Source organism: Vibrio sp. 1F253, from assembly GCF_041439295.1.
GTDB classification, from domain to species: Bacteria; Pseudomonadota; Gammaproteobacteria; order Enterobacterales; family Vibrionaceae; genus Vibrio; species Vibrio tasmaniensis_A.
The window spans coordinates 22287-38956 of record NZ_JBGONU010000031.1 but is presented as its reverse complement, the minus strand read 5'-3'; the positions used below and the strand labels follow the sequence as shown (position 1 = coordinate 38956).

The 16670-nt window shown below is 44.3% G+C and carries 19 protein-coding genes; 4 read left to right on the top strand and 15 right to left on the bottom strand.

All coding sequences use genetic code 11. The features are described from left to right. Positions 1-2: 2 nt before the first annotated feature. From rpoH to ftsY, 4 genes are all read right to left on the bottom strand, one after another. Positions 3-860, bottom strand: coding sequence for an RNA polymerase sigma factor RpoH (gene rpoH, locus ACED28_RS15325; RefSeq protein WP_029223159.1), 858 nt, complete (start codon positions 858-860; stop codon positions 3-5). 177 nt (positions 861-1037) lie between these two features. Continuing rightward, entirely contained in the window at positions 1038-2006 is a 969-nt protein-coding gene (gene ftsX, locus ACED28_RS15320; RefSeq protein WP_029223158.1) for a permease-like cell division protein FtsX, read from the bottom strand. Beyond that, positions 1993-2670: a cell division ATP-binding protein FtsE gene (ftsE, locus tag ACED28_RS15315; RefSeq protein WP_009848236.1), complete on the bottom strand. Its 678-nt coding sequence runs from the start codon at positions 2668-2670 to the stop codon at positions 1993-1995. The genes ftsX and ftsE overlap by 14 nt, the downstream gene beginning before the upstream one ends. Positions 2671-2747: 77 nt before the next feature. Then, the gene (gene ftsY / locus ACED28_RS15310) at positions 2748-4016 is read right to left on the bottom strand and encodes a signal recognition particle-docking protein FtsY (protein WP_017104245.1); all 1269 of its coding nucleotides are present in this window, start codon (positions 4014-4016) and stop codon (positions 2748-2750) included. Between the two features lie 230 nt (positions 4017-4246). Between ftsY and rsmD the strand changes: the two genes are divergently transcribed. Both rsmD and ACED28_RS15300 read left to right on the top strand, forming a co-directional pair. Next, the gene (rsmD, locus tag ACED28_RS15305) at positions 4247-4849 is read left to right on the top strand and encodes a 16S rRNA (guanine(966)-N(2))-methyltransferase RsmD (protein ID WP_009848234.1); all 603 of its coding nucleotides are present in this window, start codon (positions 4247-4249) and stop codon (positions 4847-4849) included. Positions 4850-4859: 10 nt separating this feature from the next. Next, the gene (locus tag ACED28_RS15300; RefSeq protein ID WP_009848233.1) at positions 4860-5126 is read left to right on the top strand and encodes a DUF1145 domain-containing protein; all 267 of its coding nucleotides are present in this window, start codon (positions 4860-4862) and stop codon (positions 5124-5126) included. 118 nt (positions 5127-5244) lie between these two features. Here the strand turns inward: ACED28_RS15300 and ACED28_RS15295 are convergent, their stop codons facing one another. The 4 genes from ACED28_RS15295 to ACED28_RS15280 all read right to left on the bottom strand — a co-directional run bounded on the left by ACED28_RS15295 (position 5245) and on the right by ACED28_RS15280 (position 8285). Continuing rightward, a complete protein-coding gene (locus ACED28_RS15295; RefSeq protein ID WP_009848232.1) occupies positions 5245-5829 on the bottom strand; it encodes a YhgN family NAAT transporter in 585 nt (194 codons plus the stop codon). A gap of 205 nt (positions 5830-6034) precedes the next feature. After that, a complete protein-coding gene (locus ACED28_RS15290; RefSeq protein WP_009848231.1) occupies positions 6035-6271 on the bottom strand; it encodes a YecH family metal-binding protein in 237 nt (78 codons plus the stop codon). Between the two features lie 90 nt (positions 6272-6361). Next, complete coding sequence (locus ACED28_RS15285; RefSeq protein ID WP_041472940.1) at positions 6362-6982, bottom strand: lysoplasmalogenase; 621 nt, start codon at positions 6980-6982, stop codon at positions 6362-6364. 928 nt (positions 6983-7910) lie between these two features. Then, a complete protein-coding gene (locus tag ACED28_RS15280) occupies positions 7911-8285 on the bottom strand; it encodes a hypothetical protein (protein ID WP_004736595.1) in 375 nt (124 codons plus the stop codon). Positions 8286-8529: 244 nt separating this feature from the next. Here ACED28_RS15280 and ACED28_RS15275 point away from each other — a divergent pair, with 244 nt between their 5' ends. Beyond that, positions 8530-8859 (top strand): DUF2500 domain-containing protein, encoded by a 330-nt coding sequence (locus ACED28_RS15275; RefSeq protein ID WP_009848228.1) that lies wholly within the window; start codon positions 8530-8532, stop codon positions 8857-8859. Positions 8860-8919: 60 nt separating this feature from the next. On the opposite strand, the gene ACED28_RS15270 is transcribed toward ACED28_RS15275, so the two are convergent. The 7 genes from ACED28_RS15270 to rhtB form a co-directional block, all read right to left on the bottom strand. After that, the gene (locus tag ACED28_RS15270; RefSeq protein ID WP_102249640.1) at positions 8920-9933 is read right to left on the bottom strand and encodes an acyltransferase; all 1014 of its coding nucleotides are present in this window, start codon (positions 9931-9933) and stop codon (positions 8920-8922) included. Positions 9934-10087: 154 nt separating this feature from the next. Beyond that, on the bottom strand, positions 10088-11308 hold the full coding sequence (arsJ, locus tag ACED28_RS15265) for an organoarsenical effux MFS transporter ArsJ (protein ID WP_371710186.1): 1221 nt from the start codon (positions 11306-11308) through the stop codon (positions 10088-10090). 97 nt (positions 11309-11405) lie between these two features. Then, on the bottom strand, positions 11406-11915 hold the full coding sequence (locus ACED28_RS15260; protein ID WP_371710185.1) for a cyclin-dependent kinase inhibitor 3 family protein: 510 nt from the start codon (positions 11913-11915) through the stop codon (positions 11406-11408). A gap of 158 nt (positions 11916-12073) precedes the next feature. Continuing rightward, positions 12074-13075, bottom strand: coding sequence for an ArsJ-associated glyceraldehyde-3-phosphate dehydrogenase (locus ACED28_RS15255; protein WP_371710184.1), 1002 nt, complete (start codon positions 13073-13075; stop codon positions 12074-12076). Between the two features lie 101 nt (positions 13076-13176). After that, positions 13177-13518: a metalloregulator ArsR/SmtB family transcription factor gene (locus ACED28_RS15250; protein WP_009848223.1), complete on the bottom strand. Its 342-nt coding sequence runs from the start codon at positions 13516-13518 to the stop codon at positions 13177-13179. Positions 13519-13616: 98 nt separating this feature from the next. Then, a complete protein-coding gene (locus ACED28_RS15245; protein ID WP_371710183.1) occupies positions 13617-14837 on the bottom strand; it encodes an EAL and HDOD domain-containing protein in 1221 nt (406 codons plus the stop codon). Positions 14838-14882: 45 nt separating this feature from the next. Next, a complete protein-coding gene (gene rhtB / locus ACED28_RS15240; RefSeq protein ID WP_009848221.1) occupies positions 14883-15500 on the bottom strand; it encodes a homoserine/homoserine lactone efflux protein in 618 nt (205 codons plus the stop codon). 81 nt (positions 15501-15581) lie between these two features. On the opposite strand from rhtB, the gene ACED28_RS15235 reads away from it, so the two are divergent. Further along, the gene (locus tag ACED28_RS15235; protein WP_371710182.1) at positions 15582-16562 is read left to right on the top strand and encodes an alpha/beta fold hydrolase; all 981 of its coding nucleotides are present in this window, start codon (positions 15582-15584) and stop codon (positions 16560-16562) included. The last annotated feature ends 108 nt before the right edge of the window (positions 16563-16670 follow it).

Genomic DNA, 16670 nt, shown 5'->3' with positions numbered 1-16670 from the left:
TATTAGAAGTCGCCAACTGCTTGCTTCAATTTCTTCATCGCATTCTTTTCTAACTGGCGGACACGCTCTGCAGAAATGCTATAGGTATCCGCTAAGTCTTGCAGTGTTGCTTTGTTGTCGTCTAACCAACGTGAGCGAACAATGTGTTGACTACGCTCGTCTAAGCTCTTCAATGCGAGACCTAAGCGATTATTAGTATGAGATTCCCAGTTAGCTGCTTCAACCGTCTCAGCAACGTCTGACGCTTTATCTTCTAGGTAATAAACTGGAGCTGTGTAAGCAGAACCACCGTCGTCGTCGTCCATAGGCGCTTCAAACGTCGCGTCTTGTGCCGCTAAACGAGATTCCATTTCTCGAACTTCTGAAGGCTCAACACCCAGTTCACGCGCAACCGTCTCAACTTCACCGTTATTGAACCAACCTAAACGCTTTTTAGACTTACGAAGGTTAAAGAACAATTTACGCTGTGCTTTAGTCGTTGCGATCTTAACGATACGCCAGTTACGCAATACGTATTCATGAATCTCAGCTTTGATCCAATGAACAGCAAAAGAGACTAGACGGACACCAACTTCTGGATTAAAGCGCTTAACAGCCTTCATCAAGCCGATGTTACCTTCTTGGACAAGGTCAGCCATTGGCAGCCCGTAGCCAGAGTAGCCTCTTGCAACGTGCACCACGAATCGTAGGTGTGAAAGGATCAAGCCTTTCGCAGCGTCGATCTCACCTTTGTAATGTAATCGCTCTGCAAGTCCACGTTCCTCGTCAGGCGTCAGCATTGGGTAACTGTTCGCTGAGCGGATATAGCTATCTAAACTATCTTGTGTGACTAAAGCCATTTGATACGCTTGGTTTGCCATTCGGTTCCTCATCAATCTCTGATCTGGAGTAATACATCTATTAAAACCCGACAATCTTGAACCTAAAATGAACAGGTTTCAAGGAGGGGGAAGTAATTATGCATAATCAATTCGTCTATACAAGGCAAAAACTGGTTAAGAACTGCCTATTTTTCGTATAAATATGACTCTATTCACCTAAACTGGTTCAATTTCTTTTAGATGACGCTGTGCAGAAAGCTTCGCAGCTACACTACCAAGCAAGGTTCCGACGATCAAAAGCAATAAAGATTCATCCCAACTCAGGCCAATTAAGCGGAAGTGGCTATCGTACAGCTGAGCCAAGTCATCCACTGCACTGTTCAGTAATACGGTAATCAATGCCGTCATTACCCACGCGCTAATCGAACCTAAAACACCAAACCACATTCCAGCATACAAATATGGTCGAAGAATGTAGCTGTCGGTAGCACCAATCAGCTTCATGGTTTGAATCTCTTCTTTATGCGCCAACACATTAAATCGTAATGTGTTGCCGATAATCAGAAATACTGCGCCCAGCATCAACACAGTTAAGGTAATCACGATGACAGCCGCAAGTGCTTTGATAGCATCCAGTCGAGCTAACCAATCTTCATCTAAACGAACATCGGTGACTAACTCTTGCTTCTTAACCTTGCCTGCCAGTTCTTTAATTAACGTGTCGCTGTGTACGCTTGGCGTAATCACCAACACACCTGGCAATGAATAATCATCTAGGATAGTTAGGGCGTCCTCAAAACCAGAATACTGGCTAAGATCTTCAAGACCTTGCTGCGGAGAAATGTACTCAACCAGATCGACTTGGTCCCAACTTTCGATTTCATCCTTAAGCACCATGACTCTCGGCTCAGGGATACCATCCTCTACATAGGCACTAATTTGTGACGGGCTGGTGACATCTTGCGCCACTTCACCAACGTTCTTGCCCAGTAGGTACAAACAAGCGGGCATAGCTAAAGCCATTGAAATCACCGCAAGCGTCAGCAAGTTACCCAACGGACGCTGCCACATTTGCGAGAACGATGACTTGGCTTGTTTCCAATGAACAACAAAGAAACCGTCGCTTGAAGCCCGGTTTGCTGCTCGATTGGATTGAGGTTTCTTAATGCGCTTATTCGCGGCCATAATCTTCAACCTCACTCAAAAAGCCTTGGTTTAATTCCAGATGACGATATTGAGGGCGAGTGTTCACTAACCCGATATCGTGCGTCGCTAGCATGATCGTGACACCCGCACGGTTGAACTCTTCAAACAAGCGTAATACACGACTCGATAGTTCAGGATCTAGGTTACCAGTTGGTTCATCCGCTAAAAGCAGAGTTGGACGGTTAACCACAGCGCGAGCAATACCGACCCGTTGTTGTTCACCTCCAGAGAGCTGGCTTGGCAAACAACGGGCTTTATCTAATAAACCGGTTTTGTCCAACGCGGCGCTGACTCGACGTTTAATTTCGTTTTCAGAAATAGATTCAATACGCATAGGCAGAGCGACGTTATCGAAGATCGAGCGATCCATAAGTAGGCGGTGATCTTGAAAGACAATCCCGATGTTACGGCGTAAAAAGGGAATGTCTTTGGCTGGGATACGAGTAATATCGTGATCGTTAAACCAAACACGTCCGTCAGTTGGACGCTCTATCGCGCAGATCAACTTCAGCAAGGTACTTTTACCAGCACCAGAGTGCCCGCCTAAAAATGCCATCTCTCCTCGTTTGAGATGAAAGTCCACTTTTTGGAGCGCTTGTCGTCCGCCTCGGTAGGCTTTGCTCACTTGCTGAAATTTGATCACCGAAAATTCCTCTTACGATCACTCATATCAAATTTAAAACGGTAGCAGGTTAAGGATAAACCACTTTGCTACACGCGTTACTCTTCGCGGCTAAATAGTGCTTCAATAAAGTCTTTCGACTCAAATGGACGCAGGTCGTCAATGCCTTCACCCACGCCAATGTAGCGGATTGGAATCTGGAACTGGTCAGCAATTGAGAAAATTACGCCACCTTTCGCTGTACCATCTAGCTTAGTTAGCGTAATACCCGTTACTGGTGCCACGTCACTAAACAACTTCGCTTGGCTAATCGCATTCTGACCGGTACCTGCATCTAGCGTTAACATGATTTCGTGCGGTGCAGAATCATCGATCTTCTTCATTACACGAACAATCTTGCGTAGCTCTTCCATCAAGTTGCTCTTGTTCTGCAAACGGCCTGCAGTATCTGCAATCACAACATCAACACCACGCGCTTTCGCCGCTTCAATCGCATCGTAGATAACAGACGCGCTATCGGCACCAGTGTGCTGAGCGATAACCGGAACATCATTACGCTGCCCCCAAACCTGAAGTTGTTCAACCGCTGCCGCACGGAAGGTATCACCCGCCGCCAGCATCACTTTCTTGCCTTCACTTTGGAATTGTTTCGCCAGCTTACCGATAGTGGTTGTTTTACCCACGCCATTCACACCCACCATTAAGATAACGTAAGGTGTTTTAGTGGTATCAACAACCAGTGGCTGTTCCACTTGGCTCAAGATTTCTGACATCTCTTCTTTAAGCAGACCATAAAGCGCTTCACCGTCTTTTAGGTCATTACGGGATGCTTTTTCTGTTAGGTTTTCAATGATCTTCACGGTGGTATTCATACCCACGTCGGCGATCAGAAGTTGCTCTTCTAATTCTTCAAACAGGTCTTCATCGATTTGCTTGCCTTTGAACAAACCAAAGAAGCCAGCACCAATGTTTGCTTTAGTACGGCTGAGGCTACGCTTAAGTCGTGCAAAGAAGCTTTCTGTCGGCTTCTCTTGAACTTCTTCAACCTTAGATTGAGGAGCAATCACTTCTTCCTGTTCTGCTTCTGCTTCTGCTTCTGCTTCTGCTTCTGCTGCGACAGGCTGCTGATCTTGTTGAGCCTCTTCAAGCGTTTGCTCTGACTCCGCAAGTTCAGATTCAACAGACTTAGGTTCCGTTGATTTAGCGTCTTCAACTTCAGGTGCGACCTGTTCAGCCTCAACTTGTGATTCAACTTCAGTTTGATCTTCAACGTTTTCTACGTTCGCTTCATTCTGAGTTTTTGGGCTTTGTTCTTCTTCACCAAAACCAAGCCACGATAATAATCCGCGCTTCTTTTTTTCCGTCATCAGAGGAGTTTCCTAGATCTACTAATTAGCTGTATTGACTTAATACACGTCGACTCTTTGCTATTGTTATACAATACAAGCTTGTACAAACGAATAGTAAAGAAAAATGACAAAGCAGTGATAAGTTTGCTTTTAGCTTGATACACTTTGTCATTGTAAATTTATTTAATACTCGAACCCACTTAAATTGGGCTCGGTATAGTATCACTTTATTAGCGGTCAAAAAATCTATGGTAAGACGTCGCCAGCAAAACACATCACAAAAAAAGCCATCCGGAGGCTTTGTTCGAATTATTAGTGGCTCATGGAGAGGTAGAAAACTGCCTGTTCATGATTTAGAAGGATTACGCCCAACCATTGACCGAGTCAAAGAAACACTCTTTAACTGGGTGGCACAAGATATCCCACATTCGACCTGCTTGGATGTATTCGCCGGTTCTGGTGGTCTAGGTTTTGAAGCCGCTTCTCGCCAAGCAAAAATGGTGACACTGCTCGAAATGAATCAAAAAGCGGCCAAACAGCTTTCTGATAACGCGAAAGAGCTCAAAGCAGACAACATCAATGTAGTCAACACTGATGCTATCTCTTTTCTTAAGCAGCCAGGCACTCCTTACGATATGGTCTTTCTCGATCCTCCATTTCGTAAAGGCTTACTCGCAGAAACAGTACAACTGCTTGAGAGCAACGGTTGGCTTGCCGACAACGCCATCATTTACGTCGAGACAGAGAAAGAGCTAAAACTCGAAGCTATGCCAGAAAACTGGGAATTACACCGCGATAAGACCACTGGCCAGTCGAGCTACCGACTGTTCAATCGAATCACTGAAGAATAGGAGTTATTGAATGAAGTTCTTGCTTCCACTAGCAAAAGCAGCCATCGCCTTTGTTTGGTTTATCTTAATCGCCAATATTTTCTACCCATTCCCGGGTAATGCTGCGATTGCGCTTTATATCATGACAGCATTCTTATTCTTCATGCACGGCCTGCAGATGCTGATTTTCATCGGTGCTTTTGGCGATAAGATCGAAATGTCACGTTGGGAGAAGTGGTCCATATTGATTTTCGGCGTCTTTGCCCTACTCGATATCCGACGCAAACACATGATGTAATAAAGCTTAAGCTTAGATATAAAACGCTTAGCGACAGAAAACATCATGACAGAAACAATTGATACAAAAGCGCCGCTCATTTGAGCGGCGTTTTTTTTATTCAGCGATGATACTGATCTTAGCCCATGTAGCCCTTTACGCCATCTAGGAACATTTGCGTCGACAGCATAACCAGTAGCAAGCCCATCAAGCGTTCGATGGCTTTAAGGCCTCTCTCGCCCAGTACTCGCAAGAAGAAGCCATTAAACATCAGAATAAAGAAGGTCGCGCCCCAAGCCAGCATCACTGCGCCTGAAAGCTCTAACATGTTGTCAGGATGCTGTGTCGACAACAGAATCAATGCCGCAATCACTGAAGGGCCAGCAATCATAGGGATCGCCATCGGCACAATAAACGGTTCTTCACCCGCCGCGAGGCCAGTAATACTACCCGCACTTGGGAAAATCATCTTAATCGCGATGATAAACAGAATAATACCGCCAGAGATACTCAAGGTTTCAGGCTGCACATGCAGGAAGTTCATGATGCTTTGACCAGCAAACAAGAACAGCAGCAGGATAATCAGCGCAAACATTAGTTCGCGAACAAGAACAATACGGCGACGCTTCGGATCAATATGCTTAAGGATAGAAAGCACGATTGGTAAGTTGCCAAGCGGATCCATAATAAGAAACAGCATGGTCGCTGCAGATAAAATTTCCATAAGTTTGTCTCGAAAGCGTAAGTGCGCGGAGTATAGCAGCCTCAAGATTGATTTTCGAACACAGTAACAAACTTAGGAATTTACGTTATTGGAAGGGTATTTATGAGAGCCAAACGAGGGAGAAATGGTCGGAGTGGAGCCAAGAATATCGCATCCACTCGCTAATCACAGTTCACTGGCGACAAGAACTGATGGTCATTCAAAATCAGTGATTACAAACACGTTCGCGATTAGTGCAAAGCTTGTCATCAATGATCACGACCTTTTCCATTTTCAGGAAAAATTTCAGCAATCCATCTAAATCCAGACCGTTCAGCTTACACGTATGAAAGCGAGCTTCAGCGCCATAGGTTTGAGCGAGCTCTTGCGTCAACTCTTCACGAGTCAGTGGCTTTTCACTCAGTAGGTTTAAAACGTTGTGTGCGTGGATTTCGGTAGTCATAACTCTATCTCATGTTTAATGAAGTAGACGTAGAGTACCTATTTTCATCTAAGCTGCCTTGATGTAGCTCAGAATTAAGCTAGCTCTACCCTAAATGGTGAGGGAAGCAACGATGAGAGCGTGTGCAAGAAAATAACTGCCCGTTACCCAAAAGTAAGCGCCCTTGATTGGGCTGCGATAGAAATTTAGGGCGTACGCCAATGCGGAAAGCAGCAGCACGCAGCAACCAACAAAACCAACAGCATGTGATAGCTGAGGCTCAAGTAACCAGACTTCACCAGAGGCCCAAGCAAGCTGAATGAGCACAATACCCATGATAACCACTGGAAAAACGAGTTTGTCTAAGCGAGGGAGTAATAGGAAGAAAGCAACGATACATGCAGCTAACAGCAGCGCGAACAACCACCAGACCATTTCTCCTGATAGCTGTAACCAAAATGCTTTGCTGTAACAAAGTTGAGCCAACAGGAAACACACAAAATGCAGAAGACGTTTTTGAGTAACAGTATGAAGCACATCTGCGATCGCGGATATCGCTAATCCAACGACTACCCAATAGGTAAAATCAACGACAACAGATTGAGTTAGAGCAATAGTCGCCAATAATACAAAGGTAAAGACCTTATACAATAAAGCCTGACCGATATGCCCATGTTTCGTTCCTGTTATTGCTCCAATACCAGACAAGGAAACCGCCAACCAACTCCACATATCATTTGCCCTATTGCTTTTAATCGTCGCCAGTCTAGGCACACGGGTGTTGATGTAAAGCCTCAGCCCTTCAAAATTGGATCTTGATTACGCTTCCACTAAAAAGAGCATCTTTAGATTGAAGTCGTCACAATACCCGCAGCGATAGTGATTATTCCTTTTAAAATAGACTCATTGTTCGGAAAACTCATATAAATTGACGCTAGAGAACCCAAACTTAAATTCCAATCACTTCTATCCTGCCAACTCCACAATATGTTGCTATATATTGCAAATACCACATAACTAAAAGTTCAAAATTAAATATATAAACACCTTTAAAACAAACACTTAAAATCAAAAAACAGACTTACATAGAACTTTCCAACACTATACAAACCTAGACTTACAAAGTGCGTAAATTACCTTTATAAAAACCACTTTGTCAGGTTTCGCTAAGCTTCCTGTCAAAAAACCATCACAAAAATTAAACCTAAAACCTATAAAGCTTAATTAAACAAACCTAGACACCACCAAGCCCCATTAATACAGTTTAACAACCTTTAACAATATAAATTACACAAAACGACCATTACAAAACAATCACTTAAAACAAATGAGAACAAAAAAAAATCATAACGAACAAAATAAGAGCTCCCCAAAATACACAGTAAAACATAGCAAAAGTGATAGAAAACCCAATAGTTTTCTATCACTTTTAAAGGCTTCGAAAGTAATTCTTGATCTAGAGCCATAAGTAGTGCTATTCTTTAAAACATAGCGAGAGACAACCAAATTTAGGAGTAGTGTTATGATTTCATCTTCGCAAAGACAAGGACTTGTAATGATCGCGGTAGTTGTAGGTCTAATGACACTACCGATGATGTACTAAGCAAGTTACAGATAAAAAAAGGGACGCCATTAGCGTCCCTTTTTTTGTTCAATTTTTTCATTTCGAAAACAGATGCAGTGTTAACACATCCCAGTTCGCATAATAGAAACCAGCAGCAGCTAAAGTCATTGCCATCATCAGTAAGATTGCAACTCGCCAAATAAAACGACCACTACGTGGAGTCAACTCCTTCTCACAGTCGTTACACATCATGATGAACTTATGCTGGTCTTCCAACTTAGCCTCATGCTCATTGACTACCTTATTACGACACGTTGCGATATAACGCAGTTTGCTCACCATATCGTGCGGTAGCCTTTCTTCACAGCTTGTTACAAGCTCATGCAATCCTTCGCCTTCGGCATGATATTGAAGCCTCAATAATTTCTCTATATTACGAGTTCTTGTCACCACTTTTTCAATATCGGTCATATTAGCCCTCCCACTCCACACTATAATTCTAGTCGAGCATTTCCCTATTCTTATACAAAATCACTGTTATTTACGAGAGAAAGAGACAATAAATAACAAGGCTTTATCCCAAACTGGCCTCTAAATGTGATGTCTGCCGAAAAATAATCAGCTTGGCTTACAACAGTTCACGAATAACGGCTTGAAACACATATCCCTATTGCTTGAAAGATTAGAATAACCATCACGACTACATGGAGGTTACATGCCTAATTCACTCTTTTTTGCCATCTTTGCACTCGCCGGTCTAGCGGCTTGGGTATTTCTTGGTTTCTATCGAAAGCACTCACAAGGTGAAAATGCGCCAGAAAAGAAAGTGAACGTCACTGTGTTGGACAAACAATCCATCGACCTTCCTGATGCAGAACCAGGCCAAGAAGATCAAGAGTATTGGATTTACGTTCAACGTGGTGTGGTTGGTCCAAAACGAGAGTTCCAAGTCGGAATCCACTACTTCCACGCCCTGAACCCTGGCGACAAAGGTACCTTAACCTACCAAGGCGATAAGTTCTTACACTTTGCATTGAAGCGCTAAACATTAGGTACTTCAACTGTATCTTCTAAGCAATCCATCAGAAAGCCTTAGCACCCACCGCTAAGGCAATAACCAACGTGTTTTCTCTGACTTAGAGACCAACCAGCTCATCCATAACGCGCCAGCTCCGCTGATCACGATCCATAATGGAATAACCCAAGCAGGATGACCTTGGTACCAACCGAACTCTTTCATTGGCCATAAGAAAATCGGGTGCAGCAGATAAATACCTAAGCTGTGTTTACTGATAAAACCAACCACTTGATTGCTCTTCTCAGACAAGCCTTCACCATAGTAACGGCACACCATGAACACCATGCTCGCCGCTAATACGGTGTTCAACGTCTTGTAAGATAACCAACGCCCTACCGTGTACTCTTCTGCGACCAAACTTGCATCAACCACCATATAAACCGTGGTCAGTAACGCTAATCCACCAAGTAACACACTCACGCCGACAGTCATCTTGTTAAGTGGAACCATCTTATACAGCAGGTAACCCAACGGTAAGTACCCGGTGTACAACCACAACTCGTGACTCCAAGGGCCATCGATTTTCAATAAGAACAATAGCGTTGTGAACAACCATACCGCCGTAAAGGCATAGACAGATCTATCACCGTACTTTCTGACCATGATCTGTAAAAAAGGAATCACAAAGTAGAGTGGGATGAAGTAATAGAAGAAACCAAGGTGATAGTACGTGTAGTGATGATAACTATTGAGCAAAACCTCCCAACTGACGTCCGCATCAAAACCCATTAGCGACCAACCTGATAGGTAGGTATAGAAAAGCGACCAAACAATGAATGGGATCAGTACCTTACCCAGACGGCGCTTGAGGTAGTATTTGGCGTCAAACGGGCGCTGATCACTCAGCATCAATGCACCAGAAATCAAGATGAACACAGGCACTGCCCAGCGGCTGAAACCATTCACCGTAATGGCAGTCAGCCACTCACCGAAAGGAATGGTGCTTAATTCATTACGATAAGGCGCCAAAACATGAATCGCGATAACAGCTATGGCCGCGACACATCGTGCTAAATCAAAAAAGAGAACTCGCTGCTTCATGTAAATGCCTGATTAATATTCAATCATTCAACTATAGCAATAAAAAAGCTGACCGGAATAAATACCAAGTCAGCTTAGTGTTAAAGAAGATACTTATCGCGAATTTAACTTATTCGACTCTAGGTTATCCGACTTAAGCTCATGCGGCTGAAGCTTATGCAGCTGAGATTTGCGGCACTTTAGGTAAACGCAGAGAGATCACCGTCGTTATCGCTAAGAATGCGAAGGATACCCACAGACACGCATACAAACCGGCCATTTGGAATACCAAGCCCGACAATATCGTGCCAATCAAGCGACCCATCGCGTTTGCCATGTAGTAGAAACCGACATCAAGAGACACCCCATCGCCTTTCGCATAGCTCACAATCAAATATGAGTGAAGCGATGAATTCACCGCAAAGATGGCACCAAATACCATCAATCCACCGATGATAACTAGCTCTGGTTGCCAGCCAATTTGCACCGCATAAGCAATACCGGCAGTCACAATAGCCAATGCACCCGCCCACAACAGCGCGGCATGACCATCAGGCACCTTGCCTTGCGCTTTACCGGTAATCTTAGGCGCAATACCCTGCACAAAGCCGTATGCAATGGTCCAAGCTGCTAAGAAACCACCCACCCATGAGTGGTCCCAACCAAACACACTGCCTAGATAAATCGGCAAAGCAATCACAAACCACACATCACGAGCACCAAACAGGAACATACGCGCTGCAGATAGGATGTTGATGGATTCAGACTTAGAGAAGATCTGTTTGAACTTAGGTTTAGTTTTCGCTTTACCCATGTCCGCTTCTAAGCTCAACACACTGCCAACGAAGACCAATGCCAACACGGCTGCCATCGCAAGCACAGCGTATTGGAAGCCAATCGTTGAAAGAAGCAAACCACCAATAAAGAAGCCAGCCCCTTTAAGCGCATTCTTAGATCCGGTCAGAATCGCAATCCACTTATAAAGCGCGCCCTGTTGTTCATCAGGAACCAGAGTCTTAATCGAACTCTTGGCACTCATCTTATTGAGGTCTTTAGCGATACCAGACAAGGCTTGCGCCGCCATTACCCAAGGAATAGTCAGCATTGCCGTTGGTACCGCGAGCATACCTAAGGCAACAACTTGCATGCCTAACCCGATGTTCATGGTCTTATTGAGGCCAAGACGCGCCCCTAACCAACCACCGATTAGGTTAGTCACCACACCAAAGAATTCATAGAAAAGGAACAGTGAGGCGATTTCTAACGAACTGTAACCAAGGTCGTAAAAATACAGAACCACCAGCATGCGAAGTGCACCATCAGTAATGGTGAAGTTCCAGTAGTTAAAAGTCACCAGCATGTATTGGCGAACGCTCTTACTTAGATTTGAAAACATAACGCTATCTCTGCAATCTAAACAAAAAGAGCTTTTGGATCATGATAAGTTCAACACTCCAGATACCAAAAGCCCCTTGTATAACAACAATGGTTTATTAGCCGTTCGCTACGCCATTAATGTATTCAACCTGAATGGGCTTAGTAAATGCGCCCGGACGCAGTGCCTGCACCTCTTGAACAATCTTGCTCAGATCCCAACTCTTCTCTAACAGCAGGTGTGCAGCCAGCAAGCCAGTACGGCCAGAACCGCCCATGCAATGCATTGCTACCTTACCGCCGTTATCCACAATTTGGTGTAAAACTGGACTAGTCGCCCGCCACTTCGCAGCAAAATCGGCACCCGGTGCACAATCGTCTTCGATTTCGATTTGAAACCATTGCATGCCTAGTGCTTGCGCTTTCTCGCCTAACTTTGAAACGTTCTTGCTCGCCAGTTCTTCACTATCTAGCGCCGTCACAATCGCTTCCACGCCTTGCGCTTTAAGTTGCGCTAGAGATGCATCGAGGTCAGTGCCTTTAGTGCCTGGGCACGGAGTAAGCACTAACGCACCTGTTTTTAAATCTAGCTGCCATGTTGGGTGTGCTTGAGAATTCGTCATCGTCATTAATCTCTTAAAATTCTTTTGTATATAGACCGATACTCAAAATAATTGGAGTTGCAGCTAGGCAACCAGTAAGTTCAGCCCTATGAGCATAGGGGTTCTATGTGATTAGGGTGAACTTACGCAGTTAACAACGCTTGCAGCTTCAAGTATGAAGAGTATTAAGCTAGGCCAACTGTACGTACTAGATCAGCGGTACGTGTTGCGTAACCCATCTCGTTGTCGTACCAAGCGTAGACCTTAACCATGCGCTTACCGACCAACATCGTTGATAGTGCATCCACGATTGTTGAGCGTTGGTTGCCTTTGTAATCGATAGAAACCAGGGGACGCTCTTCAAAGCCAAGAATGCCTTTCAGTTCATTCTCAGACGCTTCTTTCAGCATCGCGTTGACTTCTTCAACTGTGGTGTCTTGCTTCACTTCGAAGATGATGTCGGTCAGAGAAGCGTTCGCTAGTGGTACACGAACCGCGTGGCCATTAATACGATTTTCAAGCTCCGGGAAAATCTCAACAATCGCTTTAGCGCTGCCTGTCGTTGTCGGGATAAGACTCATACCACATGCACGAGCACGACGTAGGTCTTTGTGCGGCGCATCTAATATAGTTTGTGTATTGGTGAGATCGTGAATAGTGGTGAAAGCTGCGTTTTCGATACCCAACTTCTCGTTAATCACCTTCACAACAGGCGCAAGACAGTTAGTCGTACAAGATGCCGCAGTCACAATCTTATGTACCGCTGGATCGAAGATAGCGTCATTCACACCAACTACGATGTTTGCAATGCCTTCTTCCTTTACTGGTGCCGATACCACAACACGCTTCACACCTTGCTCAAGGTATTTGTTTAGGAAAGATGTCTTACGGTGAACACCCGTCGCTTCAAGGACAACATCGCAACCAGACCAGTCGATTGCATCGATATCGCGCTCTTGCGTAGTTCTAATGCGTTGGCCGTTGATGATCATCTCATCGCCTTCAACCGTGACTTCGTGGTTCCAGCGACCTTGAACCGAATCGAACTCAAGAAGGTGCGCCAGTGTTGCTGTATCGCCTGCTACATCGTTAATTTGAACAAACTCTAGCTCAGCCCAATCGAATGCTGCGCGAAGTGCTAGACGGCCGATACGGCCAAAACCATTAATACCTACTTTGACTGTCATACTCTTTTCTCTCAGTTAATTGCCTTCATATTTGAAGCCGCAGTGTTGTTGACTATGCCTAGCTGCAATCTCAACGATTTTGGCAATAAATTTAAATGTATTTAAACGCAACATTGAGGGCGTGAAGTCATGGCTTCTAGGCGCTCAATATCCTGTTGGTATTCAGTTTTCAAACAGTTCGATGCTATAAGGTCATCAATTAACTTTAGCATCCAACCCGGTAAATCTTGTGACAGACGGTAGAACACCCACTGCCCTTGGCGAACGTCAGTTAAAATTCCGTTTGAACGCAACTGCGCAAGATGGCGGGAAATCTTTGGCTGACTTTCTTGTAATGCCTGAGTCAACTCACCAACAGATAGGCACTCTTGGCGCACAATCAACATTAAGCAACGCACTCGCGTTTCATCAGACAGTAATTTAAAAAATTGGTGAGGAAGCATAAATACATACTCATATATGGATATGCATATATATTAGTTATAAAAAAACGCACGTCAAGGCGTGCGTTTTCATTGTCATAAAAGTTTAACGAAAAATATCAGAGTTTGTTGGTAACAATATGGCTCCAACGTCGAGCTTCAGTGAGTTCTGTTTTCACTTGTTCCACGTTCAAACCTAGATCAGCACAGTGATCATCAATCTTTTGCCAATCAGCATGTTCGAAACTTTCTTCAAGCGCTAATAATGCGCCATATGGACCTTCTCTGCGCAGCAAGGCGACCTTAATACTTGTGCATAACGGTAATTGTTCAATTAAGTTCTCTAACGACAGATCGAGCAACGCATCAAGCAATGAGAACAAACCAATCATAAAGGCTTGTTCAGTATGCCCTTTAAATACTTGGTAACGAGACATCCGTTGGCAAAACTGCGCACGCTGCAAAGACAGGCCATACAGCTCTTTGGGCTTTTTATCAGAGACATAAGACGCTACTGCTAGCGAGACAAACATTTTCAATTTCTCTTGCCCTAAATAAACCAAGGCCTGACGAAATGAAGAGATGGTGACCTCAAGGCGGGGTGACATAGTGTTCACAAAGCGCAGAAGCTTATAGGATAAGGCAATATCTTTCGCGACGATGCTTTCAACACGTTGGAAGTCGACATCCGGCTTACAGACCTCTTGGAATAGCTCCATCGCTATCACTTGCTCTGGGCTAATATACTTAGTCTTTATGATTTCGGGCTTACTAAAGAAATAGCCTTGGAAAAACTTAAACCCTGCTTCTTTCGCTTGTTGGAACTCTTGTTCCGTTTCAACCCGCTCAGCAAGAAAACTATATTTCTTCCCTTCGTGCTTTTTGACTAACTCACACGCCTCATCCAACCCCATCTGCATGATATCAAGCTTAACAATATGCGTATATTGAAGGAAACGTTCCCACTCAGGTGTCGAAGTAAAGTCATCTAGGGCAATCATATACCCTGCTTGATAAAGCTCTTTGATTACCTCTAATAGCTCATCGGTCGGTTGGCAGGTTTCAAGAATCTCAACTACGACCTTATCTTTCGGTAAGCTCATTGGAAGACGACGAATCAAGCTTTGATACGGAAAATTAATGAAGCAGCGTGAAGATGGGATCGAAGGGTTAAGCCCAACGGACAAGAAGTTTTCAACGATCAGGCGATACGTTGCTCGATTAGACTCAATATGCGCGGGGTAGGCATTCCTATCACCGTCACGAAACAGCAGCTCATAACCAAGCGTGTTCTTGTTACGGTTTAAGATAGGTTGTCGAGCAACGTACGTAGCGGTCATTTATTGATAACTCTAATTGATTTAACTATAACTCTGTTACTTTCATTAAGCTTTGGCAGCAGCCAGCAAAGCGCCGCAGCCCATGAACATACCACCAAATATTTTATTTATCTTACCCATTATGCGATCTGAGCGAATAAAACGTCCCATTTGTGAAGCTAATGAGGTGTAACCCAACATAACCACGCTATCAATAAATACAGTGGTCACTCCGAGCACCAACAACTGCGGTGCTTGCGGTTGTGTCGGATCGATAAATTGCGGAAACAGAGCAACTAAGAAAACGATAGATTTTGGGTTAGTCAAATTGATAAGCACTGCATTTCTGAGCAGCTTGCCACTCGATAGCGTTGATTTTTCTTCTGAAGCCACCAAGCTAGACTTATCACGCCACTTTTGAATGCCTAACCATAGAAGATAAACCACGCCCACCCATTTGATGATGGTAAATGCCAAGGCGGATTTTGCCACTAGTGCACCAATACCCGCTCCCACCAGCATAATATGAAATGCAAGACCGAGCTGTAAGCCTACGATCGACGCAAGTGACTTCTTGGTGCCATAGCTGAGCCCATTGCTGATTGAGTTAACGGTACCTGAGCCCGGTGCCAAACTAAACAAAATCGCCGTGACGACATAAGCAAGCCAAACATGAGTATCCATTTGCATTTCCTTACTAGTTCTTTAATCTAACAACATTAGTAGCGATGACGCTCTCACATGCATCAGTTCAGGTAATTTCCCATGGAAAACCACAGTGCCACCCTGTTTTCATACACGCAAGAACCTGAGTTCGAGCAAGCGATTAAACACCCGATCTCCACCCTTTGGCAACAACGAAAGGATGGTTATGTTGCATCATCCGGTAAAAAAAGGTTGTACTGGTGTAGCTTAACTTCTCCGACACACACCAAAGCTATTGTTATTTCAAATGGTCGCATCGAGTGCTGCTTAAAATACCAAGAGCTCTTTTATGATTTCTATCAGCAAGGTTATGACGTTTATTCATTTGACCACCAAGGTCAAGGTCAGTCGGAACGTATGGTAACAGACTCTGACATTGGTCACATTCACGAGTTTGATGATTACGTATCAGATATGTCTGACATTATTGCCAGCTTTGATCTTAGCAAGTATTCCAATCGCTACCTGCTCGCACATTCGATGGGCAGTACAATCGCCACTCGCTACTTGCAAACTCATCCCAACCACCCGTTTGACAAAGTCACTCTGTGCGCTCCGATGTTTGGGATCAATACTGAATGGTACTTCAAGCCTATCGCAATGCTTGTTGGGCAAGCTCTCACCGCTTTCTATGCCAAGCCGACTTATGCCCCCGGGCAACAGGCGTATTACTCTAAGCCCTTCGAAAATAACTTATTAAGCCACAGTAAGGTGCGCTATCAGTGGTTCCGTTGCTTATATGACGGTTCCCCTTCTTTGCAGGTTGGCGGACCAAGTACTCGCTGGGTATGGCAAGGGTTAATGGCCGCCAAGCAGGCAATACAACAAACTCGTCAAATCAAGATCCCACTGCTATTGATTCAGGCAGGGGAAGAGAAGATTGTGAGTAACGATGCTCAAGTGAAGTTCATCAATAAGCTGAAAAAAACCAACTCTGATTGCCAGTTTAAGGTGATTGAGGGTTCTAGGCATGAGGTACTGTTTGAGCAAGATGAATACCGTAATCACACACTGGATGCTATCAATCAGTTTTTTGCCTAGATCGAATAAGCTAATAGGCTAAGTAACCGACCAAGAAGATAAGCGCTAAAGAGGAAGAGAAGTAAGTGAGCTTTGCCCTCTTTTCTTGCATGAAATTGGCATACAATT

What these genes read in the sequence shown, in the direction of transcription:
- rpoH (WP_029223159.1), bottom strand. Translation starts at nt 860, where the DNA reads ATGGCAAACCAAGCGTATCAAATGGCTTTAGTCACACAAGATAGTTTA.
- ftsX (WP_029223158.1), bottom strand. Translation starts at nt 2,006, where the DNA reads ATGGCCGCGAATAAGCGCATTAAGAAACCTCAATCCAATCGAGCAGCA.
- ftsY (WP_017104245.1), bottom strand. Translation starts at nt 4,016, where the DNA reads ATGACGGAAAAAAAGAAGCGCGGATTATTATCGTGGCTTGGTTTTGGT.
- rsmD (WP_009848234.1), top strand. Translation starts at nt 4,247, where the DNA reads ATGGTAAGACGTCGCCAGCAAAACACATCACAAAAAAAGCCATCCGGA.
- ACED28_RS15300 (WP_009848233.1), top strand. Translation starts at nt 4,860, where the DNA reads ATGAAGTTCTTGCTTCCACTAGCAAAAGCAGCCATCGCCTTTGTTTGG.
- ACED28_RS15295 (WP_009848232.1), bottom strand. Translation starts at nt 5,829, where the DNA reads ATGGAAATTTTATCTGCAGCGACCATGCTGTTTCTTATTATGGATCCG.
- ACED28_RS15290 (WP_009848231.1), bottom strand. Translation starts at nt 6,271, where the DNA reads ATGACTACCGAAATCCACGCACACAACGTTTTAAACCTACTGAGTGAA.
- ACED28_RS15285 (WP_041472940.1), bottom strand. Translation starts at nt 6,982, where the DNA reads ATGTGGAGTTGGTTGGCGGTTTCCTTGTCTGGTATTGGAGCAATAACA.
- ACED28_RS15280 (WP_004736595.1), bottom strand. Translation starts at nt 8,285, where the DNA reads ATGACCGATATTGAAAAAGTGGTGACAAGAACTCGTAATATAGAGAAA.
- ACED28_RS15275 (WP_009848228.1), top strand. Translation starts at nt 8,530, where the DNA reads ATGCCTAATTCACTCTTTTTTGCCATCTTTGCACTCGCCGGTCTAGCG.
- ACED28_RS15270 (WP_102249640.1), bottom strand. Translation starts at nt 9,933, where the DNA reads ATGAAGCAGCGAGTTCTCTTTTTTGATTTAGCACGATGTGTCGCGGCC.
- arsJ (WP_371710186.1), bottom strand. Translation starts at nt 11,308, where the DNA reads ATGTTTTCAAATCTAAGTAAGAGCGTTCGCCAATACATGCTGGTGACT.
- ACED28_RS15260 (WP_371710185.1), bottom strand. Translation starts at nt 11,915, where the DNA reads ATGACGATGACGAATTCTCAAGCACACCCAACATGGCAGCTAGATTTA.
- ACED28_RS15255 (WP_371710184.1), bottom strand. Translation starts at nt 13,075, where the DNA reads ATGACAGTCAAAGTAGGTATTAATGGTTTTGGCCGTATCGGCCGTCTA.
- ACED28_RS15250 (WP_009848223.1), bottom strand. Translation starts at nt 13,518, where the DNA reads ATGCTTCCTCACCAATTTTTTAAATTACTGTCTGATGAAACGCGAGTG.
- ACED28_RS15245 (WP_371710183.1), bottom strand. Translation starts at nt 14,837, where the DNA reads ATGACCGCTACGTACGTTGCTCGACAACCTATCTTAAACCGTAACAAG.
- rhtB (WP_009848221.1), bottom strand. Translation starts at nt 15,500, where the DNA reads ATGGATACTCATGTTTGGCTTGCTTATGTCGTCACGGCGATTTTGTTT.
- ACED28_RS15235 (WP_371710182.1), top strand. Translation starts at nt 15,582, where the DNA reads ATGGAAAACCACAGTGCCACCCTGTTTTCATACACGCAAGAACCTGAG.